At 68.2% G+C, this 17110-nt stretch carries 16 protein-coding genes; 5 read left to right on the top strand and 11 right to left on the bottom strand.

The features are described 5' to 3' along the window. The first annotated feature begins 244 nt into the window (after window positions 1-244). Window positions 245-652, top strand: coding sequence for a GFA family protein (locus JL100_RS31575; RefSeq protein ID WP_202684156.1), 408 nt, complete (start codon window positions 245-247; stop codon window positions 650-652). Here the strand turns inward: JL100_RS31575 and JL100_RS31570 are convergent. Beyond that, complete coding sequence (locus JL100_RS31570; RefSeq protein WP_202684157.1) at window positions 619-1653, bottom strand: AraC family transcriptional regulator; 1035 nt, start codon at window positions 1651-1653, stop codon at window positions 619-621. The genes JL100_RS31575 and JL100_RS31570 overlap by 34 nt on opposite strands. A 221-nt stretch (window positions 1654-1874) precedes the next feature. Between JL100_RS31570 and JL100_RS31565 the strand changes: the two genes are divergently transcribed. Both JL100_RS31565 and JL100_RS31560 read left to right on the top strand, forming a co-directional pair. Beyond that, window positions 1875-2327: a (2Fe-2S)-binding protein gene (locus tag JL100_RS31565; RefSeq protein ID WP_202684158.1), complete on the top strand. Its 453-nt coding sequence runs from the start codon at window positions 1875-1877 to the stop codon at window positions 2325-2327. 3 nt (window positions 2328-2330) lie between these two features. Next, the gene (locus JL100_RS31560) at window positions 2331-4550 is read left to right on the top strand and encodes a xanthine dehydrogenase family protein molybdopterin-binding subunit (RefSeq protein ID WP_202684159.1); all 2220 of its coding nucleotides are present in this window, start codon (window positions 2331-2333) and stop codon (window positions 4548-4550) included. 113 nt (window positions 4551-4663) lie between these two features. Here the strand turns inward: JL100_RS31560 and JL100_RS31555 are convergent, their stop codons facing one another. Together JL100_RS31555 and JL100_RS31550 are read right to left on the bottom strand one after the other, a co-directional pair. Then, on the bottom strand, window positions 4664-6094 hold the full coding sequence (locus tag JL100_RS31555; RefSeq protein ID WP_228421499.1) for an ATP-binding protein: 1431 nt from the start codon (window positions 6092-6094) through the stop codon (window positions 4664-4666). Beyond that, window positions 6091-6816 (bottom strand): response regulator, encoded by a 726-nt coding sequence (locus JL100_RS31550; RefSeq protein ID WP_202684160.1) that lies wholly within the window; start codon window positions 6814-6816, stop codon window positions 6091-6093. The genes JL100_RS31555 and JL100_RS31550 overlap by 4 nt, the downstream gene beginning before the upstream one ends. 803 nt (window positions 6817-7619) lie before the next feature. Between JL100_RS31550 and JL100_RS31545 the strand changes: the two genes are divergently transcribed. Then, window positions 7620-8594 carry an adenylate/guanylate cyclase domain-containing protein gene (locus JL100_RS31545; RefSeq protein ID WP_202684161.1) on the top strand — a complete coding sequence of 325 codons (975 nt, stop codon included), beginning with the start codon at window positions 7620-7622 and terminating at the stop codon, window positions 8592-8594. Window positions 8595-8737: 143 nt separating this feature from the next. Continuing rightward, complete coding sequence (locus JL100_RS31540) at window positions 8738-9451, top strand: nitroreductase (RefSeq protein WP_228421497.1); 714 nt, start codon at window positions 8738-8740, stop codon at window positions 9449-9451. A gap of 40 nt (window positions 9452-9491) precedes the next feature. Here JL100_RS31540 and JL100_RS31535 read toward each other — a convergent pair whose 3' ends face one another. Genes JL100_RS31535 through JL100_RS31500 form a run of 8 tightly spaced genes read right to left on the bottom strand, consistent with a single transcriptional unit; the run spans window position 9492 to window position 17110 of the window. Next, entirely contained in the window at window positions 9492-10658 is a 1167-nt protein-coding gene (locus JL100_RS31535) for an alpha-D-ribose 1-methylphosphonate 5-triphosphate diphosphatase (protein ID WP_202684162.1), read from the bottom strand. A 55-nt stretch (window positions 10659-10713) separates the two neighbouring features. Continuing rightward, entirely contained in the window at window positions 10714-11532 is an 819-nt protein-coding gene (phnE, locus tag JL100_RS31530) for a phosphonate ABC transporter, permease protein PhnE (RefSeq protein WP_228421495.1), read from the bottom strand. Window positions 11533-11577: 45 nt separating this feature from the next. After that, window positions 11578-12603 (bottom strand): phosphonate ABC transporter substrate-binding protein, encoded by a 1026-nt coding sequence (gene phnD, locus JL100_RS31525; RefSeq protein WP_202684163.1) that lies wholly within the window; start codon window positions 12601-12603, stop codon window positions 11578-11580. Between the two features lie 59 nt (window positions 12604-12662). Then, complete coding sequence (gene phnC / locus JL100_RS31520) at window positions 12663-13589, bottom strand: phosphonate ABC transporter ATP-binding protein (RefSeq protein ID WP_202684164.1); 927 nt, start codon at window positions 13587-13589, stop codon at window positions 12663-12665. Continuing rightward, on the bottom strand, window positions 13586-14332 hold the full coding sequence (phnL, locus tag JL100_RS31515; RefSeq protein WP_202684165.1) for a phosphonate C-P lyase system protein PhnL: 747 nt from the start codon (window positions 14330-14332) through the stop codon (window positions 13586-13588). Before phnL ends, phnC begins: the two co-directional genes overlap by 4 nt. Window positions 14333-14334: 2 nt before the next feature. Further along, the gene (gene phnK, locus JL100_RS31510; RefSeq protein WP_202684166.1) at window positions 14335-15108 is read right to left on the bottom strand and encodes a phosphonate C-P lyase system protein PhnK; all 774 of its coding nucleotides are present in this window, start codon (window positions 15106-15108) and stop codon (window positions 14335-14337) included. Next, complete coding sequence (locus tag JL100_RS31505; RefSeq protein ID WP_202684167.1) at window positions 15108-15998, bottom strand: alpha-D-ribose 1-methylphosphonate 5-phosphate C-P-lyase PhnJ; 891 nt, start codon at window positions 15996-15998, stop codon at window positions 15108-15110. Before JL100_RS31505 ends, phnK begins: the two co-directional genes overlap by 1 nt. Further along, window positions 15995-17110, bottom strand: a complete 1116-nt coding sequence (locus JL100_RS31500) for a carbon-phosphorus lyase complex subunit PhnI (protein ID WP_202684168.1) — start codon at window positions 17108-17110, stop codon at window positions 15995-15997. The genes JL100_RS31505 and JL100_RS31500 overlap by 4 nt, the downstream gene beginning before the upstream one ends.

The raw sequence follows: 17110 nt of genomic DNA, 5'->3' as shown, positions 1-17110 counted from the left end.
ACGCACTCGATTGGCGGTCGAAGCCCCAGCCGACAAGAACCTTCTTATTCTGATACAATTCCGTCCGGGCGGCTTCCGGCGGACTTGGTGCGGCGACGTCGTGGTCGGCATTCGAGATCGATCATGGGCTCCAGGACCCCGACGCCGGGCCGTATTGTACGTCGGCCGACCGAAAAGCGCCGAAGCGATCCGCCCGTCCGTGCATGCCGCCCGCATGTTCCACCAGTTTCGAGGAAGACCCTTCATGCTGAAGCTTTCCTGCCACTGCGGCCAGATCCGCATCGAGCTCGACAGGCGACCGGACTACATCAACGAGTGCAATTGTACCCTTTGCAGCAAAGCGGGCGTTCGCTGGGCCTATTTCCATCCATCCCAGGTCCGGGTCGAGGGAACGGCAAGCAGTTACATCCGGGAGGACAAGGCAGAGCCGGGCGCTGAAGTTCGATTCTGCCCAAGGTGCGGATCGACGACGCATTTCACGCTGACCGAAGGCGCCGTCGCAAGGTTCGGAAACACCATGATGGGCGTCAACATGAGGCTCGCGGACGAGAGCGAACTTGTCGGAAGCGAGCTGCGCTATCCCGATGGGCGAGCCTGGCCCGGTCACGGCGACTTCAACTATTTGCGGGAGGCGCGCATCATCGGCGAATGAACGGGCCCGCGCTCGCCGTGGACAGGGGGCGGCGCCGGACCCTGCCGATCGGCTTGGGCGGGACCGGTGCCCTCGGGCGGATCGCGCGGCAGGGACGCGTCGCGGCCATACTGCCTGGGCGTGCAGCCCATGACCCTCTTGAAGGCCGTACTGAAGGCGCTTTCGGACTCGTAGCCGAGCGACAGGGCAACGACGGACACGGGGTCGGCGGTGTTCTCGAACCTGTCACCGGCGAGCAGCATGCGCCAGCGCGCCAGATAGTCCATTGCCGTCTCCCCGACCGCTTCCTTGAATCTCAGGGCGAAGATCGAGCGGGACATGCCGGCACGCTCGGCGAGTTCCCTCAATGTCCAGCGATACCCGGGATCGGCGTGGATGGCGGAAATCGCTGCGCCGAGCTGCTTGTCCGCGAGGGCGAAGAACCATCCGACGCCGTCGGCGGGCCGGTCGTCGAGATGCAGCCGCAGGGCCTGGACCAGCATCATGTGCGCGAGGTGCTGAGCGATGAGCGAACTGCCCGGCCGCTGCTCGCGCAGCTCCTCCTGCATCCGCTCGACCGACCAGCGCAGCGCCGCCTGCTCCGACTCCCTGCGGATCCGCACGACGGGCGGCAGCATCCTGAGGAGGCTGCCAGAGTTCCTGCCGCTGACGGCGAAGCGGCTGCCGACGAGGTAGAAATCGCCCCCGCCCTTGACCTTCACGACGCCGCCCGGGCGGGCCGGCGGAAAGAACTTGCCGGAGTCGACGGGCGTCAGGGCGGTATCGCTGGCAAGGCGGAAATTCCGCCCGCTCGGCAGCACGAAACATTCCCCCGACCTCAGCCTCACCGGCTCGGCGACGTCATCGACCGACAACCAGCATTCGCCCGACACGACGGCGTAGCACTTCATGCGATTCTGCTGGTTGGAAAACTGGATCGACCAGTCGCCTCCCGCATCGAACCCCGACGACACGTAACTTCGCGGCTTCAGCAGCGACAGCACATCCGACAATGGATCCAAGGAGCTCCTCCGGACGATCGCGAAGATATTTCGGACCCTGTAGCATAGACCGTATTTCCGCGGCTGCCTATCGTAGCGGCGCCCGGCATCGGGTTCCGATGGTCAGCCGCTCGCCCCGGCCTTCTCGGCGCCGGCGCAACGGCCGCACGGCGAGCCTCCGTTCCGGCTGCGCCCCGCGACATCGACCATCGCGCAAGCCATCAGGCATAGGAGAAACGTTCATGACGGCGTTCATCATCAACGGCCGCGCGGTGGATATCGCCGCCGGCCCCGAAACCCCGCTGCTGTGGGTGATCCGGGAACACCTCAAGCTCACCGGCACGAAGTACGGCTGCGGCATCGCGCAGTGCGGTGCCTGTACCGTCCATGTCGATGGGGAGCCCGTCCGCTCCTGCGTCACCTTGCTCGAGGGCGTCGAGGGACGCGAGGTCACGACCATCGAGGGCCTCTCGCCCGATGCCGGCCATCCGCTGCAGAAGGCCTGGATCGCGGAGCAGGTGCCGCAGTGCGGCTATTGCCAGTCCGGGCAGATCATGCAGGCGGCCGCGCTCCTAGAACGCACGCCCATCCCCACCCGCGAGCAGATCATCGAGCACATGGACGGCAATATCTGCCGCTGCGGGACCTATGTCCGCATCATCGCCGCCATCGAGCGCGCGTCGCGGGAGGGATGAGCCATGGCCACGATTTTTCAGCCTCGGACCCGCGCGGTGTCTCGGCGCAGCTTCCTCGTCACGGCCGGCGGCCTCGGGATCGCGGTCGCGTTCGGCAGCCTGCCGCTGCCTGCCGTCGGCGCCAAAGCCGCCCGCGCCGCCGAGGACGGCTTCCGCCCGAATGCCTGGGTGACGATCGCGGATGACGGAACGGTGACCATCATCTCGCCGGCCGTCGAGATGGGCCAGGGCATCATGACCACGCTGCCGCTGCTCGTCGCCGAGGAAATGGACGCCGATTGGGACCGGGTGCGCATCGTCCAGGCTCCCTCCGACGCGGAGACCTACGGCAATCCGGGCTTCTACGGGATCCAGCTCACCGGTGGCAGCGAGTCCACGCGCGGGTATCATGCGCTGCTTCGACTGACCGGCGCCCAGACCCGCATGGTCCTGCTGGCGGCCGCGGCCGGCATGTTGCGCGTGCCGGTGAGCGAGCTCTCGACCGAACCAGGCAGGGTCCTGCATCCCGCCTCGGGCCGCGCGCTCGACTACGGTGAGATCGCCGCGAACGGACCGCCGCCGGAACCGCTCCCTCAGGCGGGCGAGGCCGATCTGAAGCCGAGCGACAGGTGGCGCTATATCGGAAAGCGTTCGATCCGGCGCGTCGACGTTCCCTCGAAGGTCGATGGAACCGCCGTGTTCGGTATCGACGTCCAGCTTCCGGACATGCTTTACGGAGCGGTGCTGCGGGCGCCGGTCCAGGGCGAACGGCCCGACGCCATCGACGACACCGAAGCCAGGGCGGTGCCGGGCGTGACCCATATCGTCCCGCTGTCCTATGGGGTCGGTATCATCGGCGAGACGGTCGAGGCGACCAGACGCGCGAAGGAGCTGCTTCAAGTCGCGTGGAGCACTCGGTCCCGGGTCCGCGACTATACCAGCCGGCACCTGCTCGAGGCGTATCGCGCCATTGGCCGCGATCTCGGACGCCGAGGCGTTCCCGCGCATGTTGCCGGCGACGCCCAGGCCGCCATCTCGGCGGCCGCGACGGTGATCGAGGTGGACTATATGAGCGACCATGTCTCCCACGCGGCCATGGAGCCGATGAACGCCACGGCGCTCGTCATCGGCGACAGGGTGGAGATCTGGGCGCCGACCCAGGGACCGACGGGCACGCAGGGCTTCGCGGCCGAGGTGGTCGGCACCACGCCCGACAAGGTCAGGGTGCACACGACCCTGCTCGGCGGCGGGTTCGGACGCAAGGCCGAAAGAGACTTCATCGTCGATGCGGTCTCGCTGGCCAGGGCCGCGGAGGGACGGCCGGTCAAGGTCATCTGGAGCCGCGAGGACGACATCCGGCACGACAAGTTCCGGCCGCTGGAGGCCCAGCACATACAGGTCGGGCTCGACGCCGACGGGCACATCCTCGGCTGGCGGCACCGCATCGTGGCGGACTCCGTGTTCGCCCGCACCATGCCGGAACTGTTCGATGGCAAGGGAGGTCACGACGAGGTCGTGACCGAAGGCGCTCATTTCAATTACGCGGTGCCGGCTCATCACGTCGAGTATCTGCGTCAGGAAAGCGGACTGGACATCGGGTTCTGGTTCGCGGTCGGGGTCGGCTACACGAGGTTCGCGATCGAATGCGTCGTCGACGAAATCGCAGCCGCGAGGGGCATCGATCCCGTTGCGCTCAGGCTGGAGCTCCTTAAGGACCAGCCCCGTGCCTGCGCGGTGATCGAGACCGTCGCCCGGATGGCGGACTGGACCCGGGAGCGCGAGGGCCGCGGAATCGGCTTGGCCTACTCCGACGCCTTCGGCTCGCATTGCGCTCAGGTCGCCGAGGTGTCGCTCGACCGGAAAACCGGACGGATCCGGGTGCACAAGGTCTGGTGCGCGATCGATCCTGGCGTGGCGATCCAGCCGCTCCATGTCGAGGCCATGATGATCGTCGGCATAACGAACGGGACCGGTCATGCGCTGTTCGAGCAGATCAACGTCGTCGATGGCGAGGTGGAGGAGTCGAACTTCGATACCTACCGGGTGATCCGTATGTCCGAGGCGCCCGAGATCGAGGTCGCCGTGGTGCCCACGCCGGGGAGCCCGGTCGGCGGCATCGGCCAGGCCGGCCTCCCGCCCACCGGCCCGGCGATCGCCAATGCGATAGCCCGGCTGACCGGTGGCGTGAGGCTCCGGCACTTTCCCTTCCTGCCGGACCGAGTGCTCGCGGCGCTCGGAGCCTAGGCAGCGGCGCTCCGCACCCCGGTCGGCCGGTTCCGGAGCGCCGATCCCCCGACACGGAGGAATACCGCCGGCCCCGTGTTCCCCGCCGGGGCCGCCACCATCCCCCGCCGCGCTCAGGCCGGCAGGACGACGGCGGCTTTCAGACCGGGATGGCGCAGCGACAGGACCACGTCGCCGCCATGCTGGCGGGCGATGGCGCGGGCGATCGAGAGGCCGAGACCGACGCCGCCCGTCTCGCGCGAGCGCGAAGCTTCCAGGCGGAAGAAGGGCGCGAAGACCTCCTCCATGCTGTCGAGGGGAATGCCCGGTCCGTCGTCCTCGACGACGATCTCGACCGTCGAACGCGTGGTGATCAGCCGCACCTCGGCCCGGCCCGCATAGCGCACGGCGTTCTCGATCAGGTTGCGGATGGTGCGCCGGAGGCCGTCCGGCCGGCAGCGGTAGTTCACCCGTCCGTCTCCGACGAAGACGACGGACTGCCCGATCTCGGCCAGGTCGTCGCAGACGCTCTCGACCAGGGCCGAGAGGTCTATCGTGCGGGTCGGTTCGGCATTGGTCTCCTGGCGCGCGAGCGACAGCGTCGCCTCGGTCATCGCCTGCATCTCGTCGATAGTGTCGAGCATCCGTTCCTGAAGGTCGGGATCCTCCACCAGCTCGGCGCGCAGGCGCAGCGTGGTCAAAGGCGTCCTCAGGTCGTGGCCGATCGCCGCCAGCATGCGCGTCCGATCCTCCACGAAGCGGTGCAGCCGCTCCTGCATGCGGTTGAACCCTTCGGCCGTACGGCGGATGTCGTCGGGGCCGCTTTCGCGCAGCGGCGTCACCGCCTCGCCGCGCCCGAGCATCTCCGCGGCCTTGGTGAGTTGGCGCAGGGGCTGCACGATGCGCCGCACGGTCAGGACGCCCACCAGGGAGACGAGGACCGCCGTCAAGGCGAGCGACACCGGGAGGTGAGTGTCCCAGATCGACGGCATGAAATGCTTGTAGAAGGCGACGTTGAGAACCCGGCCGTCGTTGAGCGGGACGATCACCCCGGCGCCGTTGCGTTCGGCATAGTCGAGATAGAGCGCCCGCGCCGGCAGGTCCGCCCGATCCGCGGGCGGCGCCGTCCAGGCCATTCCCTTGAGGAGATGCGCGGCGGTCGCGCCCTCGGGCAGCGGCGTTCTCGCGGCCGGGCTGCCCGCCGGCACGGCTTGGCCCGATCCGTTCAGGAGCGTCCGCAGAGGCACCTTGAACCGCTCGAACGCCTCGCCCACCCACGGTCCGGGGGCGGGCGTCGGGTCCTCGGAGATCCAGAAACGGGTGTAGTCCGTGCTGTTGACGCGCGCGATATCGGATTGAAGCGCCGGCGGCAGGGTTTCGACCAGCCGGGCCACGGCCGCCGCGCGGCTGCTGAGTTCGGTGCGCGCGGCCGCGCGCAGGTCCGTGAGGAACTGATCCCACGAGATGCACATCCCGACCGTCTGGGAGGCGAAGAGTGCCACCAGCATGGAGGCGAGAAGCTGGACGGACAGGCGCTTGCGCCACCAGGTGAGAAGGCGCGTCACGAGGAGAAGACCTCCGGCATGAAACTGTAGCCGCCGCCCCAATGGGTCTGGATGATGGTCGGGGACTTCGGGTCGGCCTCCACCTTGCGGCGCAGGCGGCTGACCTGGTTGTCGATGGAGCGGTCGAAGGGATCGGCCTCGCGCCCGACGGTGAGGTCGAGGAGCTGGTCGCGGCTGAGAACCATGCCGGGATGCTCGACGAATACCTTGAGCAGCCGGAACTCCGCCGTTGACAGCGGCACGCCCACCCCGTCCTCGCCCTGGAGCTCCCGCCGGCCGAGGTCGAGGACCCAGCGATCGAAGCGCACCATCCCGGCCCTGCGGGCGGTCCGCTGGTGCGGCAGGCTGTTGGCTCGGCGCAGCACCGCCTTGATGCGGGCCAGGAGCTCGCGCGAGGAGAACGGCTTGACGAGGTAATCGTCCGCTCCGAGTTCCAGGCCGATCACACGATCGGTCTCGTCCGTCCGGGCGGTCAGGAAGATGATCGGCACCCCTCCGCCGGGGCCGGCCCGCAGCTCGCGGCAGAGGGTGAGCCCGTCTTCGCCCGGCATCATGATGTCGAGGACGATGAGATCCGGTGCCTTCCGCTCCAGCAGGCGGCGCAACGCCGCGCCATGCTCCACCGTGCTGACGCGGTAGCCCTGCTGCTGAAGATATTTGCCGACAAGATCGCGAATGTCGCGATGGTCGTCGACGACGGCGATGTGGGGCACGGAGTCCATGATCGGTCCCGAATGCTGAACACAGCCATCCTTATACTGCGTCCGCCGCCAGATGCCTGGACGGAATTGTATCAAGATATTCCAGGAACCCTGTAAACCGGGGCTTTGGCCGCAGCGCCGATACAATTCGATACAAGGGCGGACAGTCCCGGCACAGGAGTGCGACAGGCGGCGGTTAGGGTGATCCTGGGCGCGGCGGAGGAGATGGCGCGAGACACCCTCCCGCTTCCGGAAGCAGACCGTTCCAGGGGTTCGGGCGCTTCCGTTCCTCAGCACGCAACCGGGAACCAGCCACAATGACATGTCCCAGGATATTCTCCGCCGCTCCCGCCGAAGCCCTCGGTCCCGGCTCCGAGCACCGGGGGGCACGCGCCGAAGGGATCGCGCGACAGGCGGAGGTGAACGCCACGGCCCTGGCGATGGTCACCCCGGGATGTCTCCTCGCGGCGCAGGTGATTCTGTTCCGGATCGCCCGAAGGACCCGAACCCGCGGCAGCCCGGGGGCCGTGCAACGCAAAGCCCGGTGACGCCATGCCGCCATGAGCGGCGGGTTGAGCCGACTTCCCGAGCCAACTTTGTCCGGAGCCGATCCCGATGGATCCCCACAGCATGCCAGAGACGCCCACCTTCCTTCCGGCGCGCCCCGACACCGATCGGAATGGCCGGGCGGTCGCCCCGTCAGCGCGTACATCGGCCGCAGCCCTCCGTGCGCGCTGCCCGGCGGCCCGCCGGCGGCGACCCATCGATGCGACCGTGCCGGCATTCTCCGGCAGCCTTGAGGAAGAACGGCCGGAGTTTCGAACATGAGGCGCAAGCTTGCAGCGATCCTGGCGGGAGATGTCGTCGGTTTCAGTCGTATGATGGCCAGGGACGAGACCGCGACGTATCGGGATCTCCGCTCGCTGTTCGACGATATCGTCGGCCCGGCGGTCGCGCGGAATCAGGGCCGCATCTTCAAGCAGACCGGCGACGGTTTCCTTGCCTCCTTCGCCAGCGCCCACGAAGCCCTGGAAGCGGCCGAGCAGATCCAGCTGGCCTTGGCGTCCTGCCGTTTCGATCTGCGCATCGGCGTCAATGTCGGCGACGTCATCGAAGAGAATGACGATACCTATGGCAACAGCGTCAACGTCGCGGCGCGGCTGGAATCGATGGCGAGACCGGGATCGATCTATGTCAGCGATGCCGTCCGCCGCAGCGCGGAGCCGTCGGCCAACTGGGCTTTCCGGTCTCTCGGACGCAAGGTGGCGAAGAACATGTCCGTGGGGATCGACGTCTACGAGGTCGTCGCGGCGGGCACGGCCGGGAACCGGCCCCGCTTACCATGGCAGCGCCTGCCGACCCATCGGTCCATGGTCATGGCCGCGGCTGCGACAGTCGTCCTCGCTGTTCTGTCCGCAGGAGCGATGGAAAACTTCGGTCGGGGCGCGCGCTGGATCGCGGAGCTGCCGTCGCGAGGCGAGCGCATCGCGGCCGGCATCCCTTCCGTCGCGGCGTTGCCCTCCGTCACACTCGGCGGCCGGACCGGTCATGCCTATCTCGCGGACCGCTTGAGCGAGTACCTGATCGCCGGACCGTCACGCCGTTCCGAACCTGCGGGGGAGGCGCGCGATCCGACGTTCGCCATGGGCAACCCCGCCGACATCCGAAATACCGACCGCGCCTTGCCAAGCGGAGTGTTCCCTGGAAGGCAGTGCCCGGGGGCGGGAGCCGCCGCCGCGCACCCCCGCTCATCCGATTGCTGCCGGAATCGCGGCGGGGCTCCGGGCACGACCCTATGACTCGCTCCTATGACTCGCTGCCCTGGTTTCCCACCAGCGTCTGCGCCGCCCCCTCCCTGTCGCTTGCCCACGACGCTCTTCCAGGGTATGCGGCGAGCCTCCTGATGCTGGTTCTGGTGGCATCACTCGGGGGACTTTTCGCAATGACGGTACGGAATATGCGGGATATCGATCCGGAGATCATGCGGGCGGCGGTTGAGACGGCGATCGTCAGCCGGCGTAGCGTGCGCGGCTTCCTTCCGACGCCGGTCGGCCGCGAGATGGTCGAACGGCTCCTGGAAGTGGCCAGCCGCGCGCCGAGCGGCAGCAACATGCAGCCCTGGAAGGTGCATGTGCTGTCGGGACCGGCATTGGAGCGCGTGAAGGCGGAACTGATCGGCCTCCATGAGAGCGGAGCCCCGGAGGCTCGGGAATACGACTATTACCCACGCGACTGGCGGGCACCCTATCTGGACAGGCGCCGCGCGCTCGGCTGGAACCTGTTCGCCCTCGCCGGGGTGGCCAGGGGCGACCGCGAAGGGTCGGCGCGCCAGCGCGGCCGAAACTACGCCTTCTTCGGCGCGCCGGTCGGGATGATCTTCACCATCGACCGGGACCTCGGCCAGGGGAGTTGGCTCGACTTCGGGACGTTCCTGCAGAACATCATGATAGCGGCGCGCGGGCATGGGCTCGACACGTGCCCACAGGCGGCACTCGCCAACTATCCCGCCGTGCTCCGCCGCCAGCTCGGGATCCCCGACACCGAACTCGTGCTGTGCGGCATGGCGCTCGGTGTCGCCGATCCCGACGAGCCGACCAATCGGTTGGCCGCGGAGCGTGAGCCGGTCGCCGCCTTCACCCGATTCCACGACCGCTGACATTTCGCTTGGATTTCCGGCAGGGCGATCGGACCGTCCGTCAGGCGACCCGGTTTCCCGTCCGCCAGACGCACCGGACGATCGGCGGCTTGCCCGGAACGGCCGCGACCCTCACGAGGTCGCCCCGGCGGCCCGCCGCGATCTCGCCCCGGTCCGCCAGCCTTGTGGCCTCGGCGGGGTTGGTCGAGACCAGACGGATCGCGCGGGGCAAATCGGCCAGTCCCTCGTCGGCGAGCTGGAATGCCGCCTGCACCAGGCCGAAGGGCACGTAATCCGACGACAGGATGTCGAGGACGCCGGCGGCGAGCAGCTCGGCGGCGCCGATATTGCCGGAATGCGATCCTCCCCGGACGATGTTGGGCGCTCCCATCAGGACCTTGAGCCCGGCGGCATGACTGAGCCCGGCGGCCTCGACCGTGGTCGGAAACTCGGCCAGGGAGATGCCGAGCCGGACGGCCTCGGCGACATGGTCGGCGGTCGCGTCGTCGTGGGACGCGACGCTGATGCCGGCCGCGTGGCAGCGCGCCGCCAGGACGATCCGGTTCCGATCGGCATTCTCCTCGGATTCCGCCAGCCGCCGGCGCGAGAACTCGGCGAACTCGGCGTCGCCGAGCTTCATCTTGCGCTGATAATAGGTCTTGTAGGCGGTGGGATCGACGAATTGCCGCTGGCCCGGCGCATGGTCCATCAGCGACGCGAGACGGATCAGCGGATTGTCGCCGATCCGCTCGAAACCGTCGATCACGTCGGGAGAGGACACCTCGCAGCGGATATGGAGGAAATGATCGGCGCGCAGGCGTCCTTCCGCGACGCAGTCGGAAATCGTCCGGGCCAGACCGCCGACGTCGGCCGGGGTAAAATCGGCATTCTCGTCCTCGCCGACGCGGAGCGCGTCGAACACGGTGGTTATGCCGGACGCCGCGATCTGGTTGTCATGGGCCTGCACGGCGGCGGTCATGTTCCAGCGCACCCTCGGTCGCGGCAGGAAGTGTCCCTCGATATGGTCGGTGTGCAATTCGACCAGGCCGGGGATCAGGAAATCGCCGTCCAGGTCCTCGCCGGCCCGATGATGGCCGGTGGCGATGGGACCTGGGCATATCTCCTCGATCCAGCCGCGGCGCAGACGCACCGAACCGGTCACGACCTCGTCGCGCAGGACGATCCGGGCGTTCCGGAAAATCTGTTCTTCTGGCTGTCCGTGGGACATGTCGCCTCGTTCGCCGGTGTCTTCACCGGCTGCTTTCCGGGAGGGGGGATGGCGGTCAGATCACCAGCTTGCGGATCTGCTGCGACAGGATGTCGGTCAGCGACACCGTCACGATCACGATGGCCAGGATCGCCGCCGCCTGGGGATAGTAGAAGCCTCGGATGGTCTCGAACATCACCTGTCCGATGCCGCCGGCGCCGATGATGCCGAGCACCGTGGCCGAGCGGACGTTGGATTCGAAGCGGTAGAGCGAGAACGAGATCCACAAAGGGAGGACCTGGGGGATCACGCCGTAGACGATTTCCTGGAGCTTCGAGGCCCCCGTCGTCCGGATAGCCTCCACGGGGCGCGGGTCGATCGCCTCGACCGCTTCGGAGAACAGCTTCGCCAGGACGCCCGTGGTGTGGACGAACAGCGCCATCACGCCGGCGAACGGTCCAAGCCCGACCGCCACGACGAACAGCACGGCGAAGACGATCTCGTGGATGGCGCGGAACAGGTCCATCAGCCGGCGCACCGGTTGCAGGACGTACCAGCGGCTCATGTTGTGGGCCGACAGGATGCCGAAGGGGATGGCGAACACGATCGCCAGGAAGGTGCCCCAGACCGCGATCTGGATGGTTATCACCATCTCCTCGACGTAATAGCGCCATTCCGAGAAATCGGGGCGGGCGAAGCCGGAGGCGTATTCCGCCATGTTCCCGGCATCGGTGAACAGGTAGGTCCACCGCCCCATCTCGGCCGGCGCCCAGCTCCAGAGCAGGATCCCCGCAAGGGCGAGCCACAGCAGCGGGCCGGATACCGCCCGGCTCCAGTCGCGGCGGACGGCGTCGGGCATGCCGGCGCGGTCTTCGTCTCGAGCGGCGTTGCTCATGCTAACCTCTTTCACGTCCTGCTCCGGATGCGCCGGACTTGTCCGTCAGCCCTGCTGCCCGGCGGCCATCCGGCTTTCATAACCGGCCTTCTCCGCGTTCAGCCTGGACAGCTCCGCCGCCTTGGCGTCGGCCGCCATGCCCTGGTCGGCCTCGACCTGGGCGATCCTGCGGGTCAGCTCCATGACGCGGATCGGCAGGAGCTGATCGTCGGTCGAGGCGCGGAACGGCGCCCAGGCCAGGTCCCGAAGCACCTTCTTCTCGGCCGCGACATCGCCCGTCGATTTGTCGGTTCCATAGGTCAGGAAGAACGTCTTGATCTTCTCCTTGGCGTCGGCGCTCAGGTCCTTGCGCCAGACCAGCGGGTCGGCGGGGATCAGCGGCGACTTCCAGATCACCTTGATCTTCTGGAAGGCGGTCGGATTGTTCTTCTCGATCGAGGCCAGGGACTCGGTATTGGCCACGGAGGCATCGACCTGTCCGTTGGCCGCGGCCATCAGGTTCGTTTCGTGGTTGGCGTTGACGACGCGCTGGAAGCACTGCTTGGGATCGATCTTCTTCGCGGCGAAGATGAAGGTCATCGGCACCAGATAGCCCGAAGTAGAGTTGGGATCGCCGATCCCGAAATTGAGCGACTTGTCGCATGTGAGCAGGTCGTCGAGGCTGTTGAGCGCGGAGTTCTTCGGCGTCACGACGATCGACCAGTATCCGGGATTGCCGGAGACGTCGACCGACTGCGCGAAGACCTCGCCGTCGGCCCGGTCGACCGCCTCCATCGCCGACTTGTTGCCGTACCACGCCACCTGGACCTTGCCGAAGCGCATGCCTTCGATCACGCCCGCATAGTCGGACGCGAAGAACGGCTTGACCTCCAGCCCCGTCCGCCTGGTCATGTCGGCCAGCAGCGGTTCCCAGGCCTTGCGCAGGTTCGACTGGGACTCGGTCGAGATGATGCCGAAGTTGATCGCTTCCGCAGCGTGTGCCGCACCGCTCGTGACGGCGGCGGCAGCTACGGTGGTTGCGAGAAGGGCTGCGAGCGGGAGCGCCCTGATGCCGCGGTGGTTGATGCTCATCGTTGTTCTCCGGTTTCCGGTGAATTTCGGTAATCGAGTCCGTGGTCGGGGATCAGGGATCAGGCCAGGGCGGTCTTGCCGGGCGGCATGGCGTCCGCCGGGTCGTCGAACAGGACCAGCTCTTCCGAGGATTCCCCGTAGAGGTCGGACAGGAAGGCGTTGGTCAGTGCGGTGGACGGGCCGTCATAGACGATCCTGCCGTCGCGCATGGCGATCGTCCGGGGACAGTAGCGGCGCGCGTACTCGACCTGATGGAGCGAGACGAGGATGCTGATCCCGTCCTCGCGGTTGATCTGCGCCAGGATGTTCATCACGCGCCGGGCCGACGCCGGATCGAGCGCCGATATCGGTTCGTCCGCGATCAGGATCTTCGATCGCTGGACCAGCGTGCGGGCGATCGCCGCGCGCTGCTGCTGACCGCCCGACAGGGTCGAGGCGCGCTGATGGCAGACCTGCGGGATGCCGACGCGGGCAAGCGCCCCGCGCGCCGCGTCCCGCTCGGGCCGGGTGAACAGGCCCAGGGTGCCGCGCCAGCCGGGGACGCGGCCGAGATGACCGATCATCACGTTGGTCATCACCGACAGCCGGCCGACCAGGTTGAATTGCTGGAAGATCACGGCGACGTCGCGGCGGATCGCGCGGGCCTGCGGCCCGAACCTGCCGTCGTGCTGGACAAGGCCGCCGAACACCTCGATGCGGCCCTGTCCGGGGTCGGCGATCTCCAGCCCGGCGATGTGCCGGATCAGCGTGCTCTTGCCGGAACCGGACGCGCCGATCAGCGCCACCATCTCGCCGGGCCGGATCGTCACGGCGACATCGCGGAGAGCCTTGGTCCTGCCGTAGCTCTTCGACAGACCGCGCACGCTGACGGCGGCCGGATCCCCCTGGCCGGGCTGTTGGGACCGGGCGGCATGCCCGGATCGCTGGTATCCGTGGGAGTCTGCCCCGTCTCCGGCGCCGTCGAAACTGTTCGTCCAGGTCGTCATGCTGCCCTCCGGGCGGAAAAGCTGGATACGTCGATGACGCGGGTGGCGACTTCGGCGCGGACCGCCTCGTCGTGGAAGATGCCGAGGATCGCCGTTCCCGCCGCCTGCTTCTCGCGGATCATGGCGGTGACGACGGCGCGGTTGGCGTCGTCCAGCGACGCCGTCGGCTCGTCCAGCAGCAGGATCGGGTGATCGGTGATGAAGCCTCGGGCAATGTTGACCCGCTGCTTCTCGCCGCCGGAGAAGGTGGCCGGCGGCAGGTCGCACAGGGCAGGCGGCAGGTTGAGCCGACCCAGCAACCCGGCCGCCCGCAGGCGGGCCTCGTCCGGCGGCACGCCGCGCGACGTCAGGGGCTCGGCCACCACGTCGAGGGCCGAAACGCGCGGCACCGCCCGCAGGAACTGGCTGACATAGCCGATCTCGTTGAGCCGCAGGCCCAGGACTGTGCGCGCATCGCCCGCCGCGAGATCGACGAAGCCACCGCCGGCGCTCGACCGGACCAGGATCTCGCCGGCATCCACAGCGTAGTTGCCGTAGACCATGCGGAGGATCGAGGACTTGCCGACGCCCGACGGCCCGCCCAGCACGGCGCATTCGCCGGCGGCGAGCTCGAACGAGACGTCCCGGACCACGGGAAGGCGGAGGCCGCCGCGCAGATGCATGGTGAACGACTTGGCGACACCTGTCACCCGCAGGACGACCGGCCGCGCCCGGCCGCTGTCCCCGAAAGATTCGAACGGCATGGTCAGGACTCCGGGATCGAGGCGACGAGAAGCTGGGTATAGGCGTGGTGCGGATCGTCCAGCACCCGGTCGGTCAGGCCGTGCTCGATCACCCGTCCGTCCTTCATCACGATCATGCGCTGCGACAGCAGCCGGGCGACGGCCAGGTCATGGGTGACGATCACGACGGCGAGGCCCATGTCGGACACCAGCCGGCGCAGCAGGTCGAGCACCCGCGCCTGGACCGAGACGTCGAGGCCGCCGGTCGGCTCGTCCATGAACATCAGGCGCGGGTGGGTCACCAGGTTGCGAGCGATCTGGAGGCGCTGGCGCATGCCGCCGGAGAAGCCGGTGGGCCGGTCGTCGATCCGCCCGGCCTCGATCTCCACCCGCTCCAGCCAGTCGGTGGCGGTATCGCGGATGGCGCCGTAGTGCCGCTGGCCGACCGCCATCAGCCGCTCGCCCACGTTCGCGCCGGCCGACACGCGCATGCGCAGGCCGTCCGCCGGGTTCTGGTGGACGAAGCCCCAGTCGGTCCGCATCAGGAAGCGGCGCTCGGCCTCGGTCAGCTCGGCGAGGTCGCGCAACGCGCCGTCGCGCATCCGATACCGGACCGACCCGGAAAAGCGCTCCAGCCGGGCCGAAACGCAGTTCAGTAGGGTCGTCTTGCCGGACCCGGACTCGCCGACCACCGCCAGCACCTCGCCGGGCCACAGGTCGAACGAGACATCCCGGCAGCCCCGGCCGCCGCCATGGTCCTTGGTCAAGTCCCGAACTTCGAGGATAGGGCCTTCCATCACGGCGTCTCTCCGGCCGAAGTCACCGGCAGTCCGGTCCCGGCATGTCCGCCGGCCCGGCGGGCTTCGCAGTGGTCGGTGTCGGAGCAGACGAACATCCGTCCGCCCCGGTCGTCGGTCACGATCTCGTCCAGGTAGACGCCGGTGCCGCCGCACAGGGCGCAGGGGTTGTCGAAGCTTTCGACCCGGAACGGGTGATCCTCGAAATCCAGGCTGACGACGCTGGTGTGGGGTGGCAGCGCGTAGATGCGCTGTTCCCGCCCGGCCCCGAAGAGCTGGAGCGCCGGCGACCGGTCGAGCTTGGGATTGTCGAACTTGGGGATCGGCGACGGGTCCATCACGTAGCGCCCCTCGACCTTGACCGGATAGGCGTAGGCGGTCGAGATATGGCCGTGGGTCGCGATGTCCTCGTACAGCTTGACGTGGACCAGCCCGTATTCCTCAAGCGCGTGCATCACCCGCGTCTCCGTCTCGCGCGGTTCCAGGAAGCGCAGCGGCTCCGGGATCGGGACCTGGAAGACGATGGTCTGGCCTGCCCGCAGCGGCGTTTCCGGGACCCGGTGGCGGGTCTGGATGATCGTCGCCTCCGAGGTGCGGGTGGTCGTCCGGATGCCGGAGGTCCGGGCGAAGAACGCGCGGATCGACACGGCGTTGGTGGTGTCGTCGGCGCCCTGGTCGATCACCTTCAGGACATCGTCCGGTCCCAGGATCGCTGCCGTGACCTGGACCCCGCCGGTGCCCCAGCCATAGGGCATCGGCATCTCGCGCGAGGCGAACGGGACCTGATAACCGGGGATCGCGATGGCCTTCAGGATCGCGCGCCGGATCATCCGCTTGGTCTGCTCGTCCAGATAGGCGAAGTTGTAGGTGGGAAGCACTGGCTCGGTCATTCCGCCGCCTCCCGCCCGGTTTCTCCGACTTCGGCTTCGGCGCGCATCCGGCGCACCAGCCCCAGTTCCGCCTGGAAATCGACGTAGTGGGGCAGCTTCAGGTGCTCGACGAAGCCGGTCGCCTGGATGTTGTCGCAGTGGGCTATCACGAATTCCTCGTCCTGGGCCGGGGCCGTGCGTTCTTCGCCGAACTCGTCGGCGCGCAGCGACCGGTCAACCAGCGCCATCGCCATGGCCTTGCGCTCCGACTGGCCGAGGACGAGGCCGTAGCCGCGGGTGAACTGCGGCGGCTCCGTGCGCGAGCCCTTGAACTGGTTGACCATCTGGCATTCGGTCAGGCGGACCCGCCCGATCCGGACGGGAAATCCCAGCTCCGGCACCTCGACCTCGACGTCGGCCAGCCCGATGCGGACCTCGCCGACGAAGGGATGGGTGCGCCCGTAGCCGCGCTGGGTCGAATAGGCCAGGGCCAGCAGGAACCCCTCGTCGCCGCGCGCCAGGGCCTGGAGCCGCAGGTCCCGGCCCAGCGGGAAGGCGACGGCGTCGCGGGTCAGGTCGGACGGTTCGGCTTCGCCGCCGGGAGCGCGGTCAGGGGCGCTGTCGTCCCGCTCGATCAGCCCCTCGCCGTCGAGGATGTCGCTCACCCTCGGGCATGGCTCGGTCGATGGGCGATCGGTGCGGCGTTCCGGCGGCTCGACCGGTTCGTCCCCGGCCATCGCCGGGTCGATCAGCCGGTGCGTGTAGTCGAAGGTCGGCCCCAGAAGCTGGCCGCCCGGCAGGTCCTTGTATATCGCGGAGACGCGCCGCTCGACCCGCATCGCGGAGGTATCGGCCGGCAGCGACGCCGCGAACCGGGGCAGCGTGGTGCGGTAGGCGCGCAGCAGGAAAATCGCCTCGATCATGTCGCCGCGTGCCTGCCTGAGGGCCATCGCTGCCAGATCGGGATCGTACAGCGAGCCTTCGGCCATCACCCGGTCCACGGCCAGCGACAGCTGGCCCTTGATCTGGTCGAGACCGAGTGCCGGCACGTCCCTGTCGCCCCGGCGGCGGTCGGCCAGGAGCCTATGGGCCTTCCCGATGGCGGCCTCGCCGCCCTTGACGGCCACATACAT

It is taken from the genome of Skermanella mucosa (assembly GCF_016765655.2).
GTDB classification, from domain to species: domain Bacteria; phylum Pseudomonadota; class Alphaproteobacteria; order Azospirillales; family Azospirillaceae; genus Skermanella; species Skermanella mucosa.
The sequence above is the reverse complement of the archived record's forward strand: the minus strand, read 5'-3'. Positions and strand labels throughout refer to the sequence as shown.

Excerpts from the sequence above, each read along its gene's own strand:
- phnE (WP_228421495.1), bottom strand. The coding sequence starts at position 11,532 with ATGAGCAACGCCGCTCGAGACGAAGACCGCGCCGGCATGCCCGACGCC.
- JL100_RS31535 (WP_202684162.1), bottom strand. The coding sequence starts at position 10,658 with ATGTCCCACGGACAGCCAGAAGAACAGATTTTCCGGAACGCCCGGATC.
- JL100_RS31575 (WP_202684156.1), top strand. The coding sequence starts at position 245 with ATGCTGAAGCTTTCCTGCCACTGCGGCCAGATCCGCATCGAGCTCGAC.
- JL100_RS31545 (WP_202684161.1), top strand. The coding sequence starts at position 7,620 with ATGAGGCGCAAGCTTGCAGCGATCCTGGCGGGAGATGTCGTCGGTTTC.
- JL100_RS31540 (WP_228421497.1), top strand. The coding sequence starts at position 8,738 with ATGACGGTACGGAATATGCGGGATATCGATCCGGAGATCATGCGGGCG.
- phnL (WP_202684165.1), bottom strand. The coding sequence starts at position 14,332 with ATGCCGTTCGAATCTTTCGGGGACAGCGGCCGGGCGCGGCCGGTCGTC.
- JL100_RS31550 (WP_202684160.1), bottom strand. The coding sequence starts at position 6,816 with ATGGACTCCGTGCCCCACATCGCCGTCGTCGACGACCATCGCGACATT.
- JL100_RS31565 (WP_202684158.1), top strand. The coding sequence starts at position 1,875 with ATGACGGCGTTCATCATCAACGGCCGCGCGGTGGATATCGCCGCCGGC.
- phnC (WP_202684164.1), bottom strand. The coding sequence starts at position 13,589 with ATGACGACCTGGACGAACAGTTTCGACGGCGCCGGAGACGGGGCAGAC.
- phnD (WP_202684163.1), bottom strand. The coding sequence starts at position 12,603 with ATGAGCATCAACCACCGCGGCATCAGGGCGCTCCCGCTCGCAGCCCTT.
- JL100_RS31560 (WP_202684159.1), top strand. The coding sequence starts at position 2,331 with ATGGCCACGATTTTTCAGCCTCGGACCCGCGCGGTGTCTCGGCGCAGC.
- JL100_RS31500 (WP_202684168.1), bottom strand. The coding sequence starts at position 17,110 with ATGTATGTGGCCGTCAAGGGCGGCGAGGCCGCCATCGGGAAGGCCCAT.
- phnK (WP_202684166.1), bottom strand. The coding sequence starts at position 15,108 with ATGGAAGGCCCTATCCTCGAAGTTCGGGACTTGACCAAGGACCATGGC.
- JL100_RS31505 (WP_202684167.1), bottom strand. The coding sequence starts at position 15,998 with ATGACCGAGCCAGTGCTTCCCACCTACAACTTCGCCTATCTGGACGAG.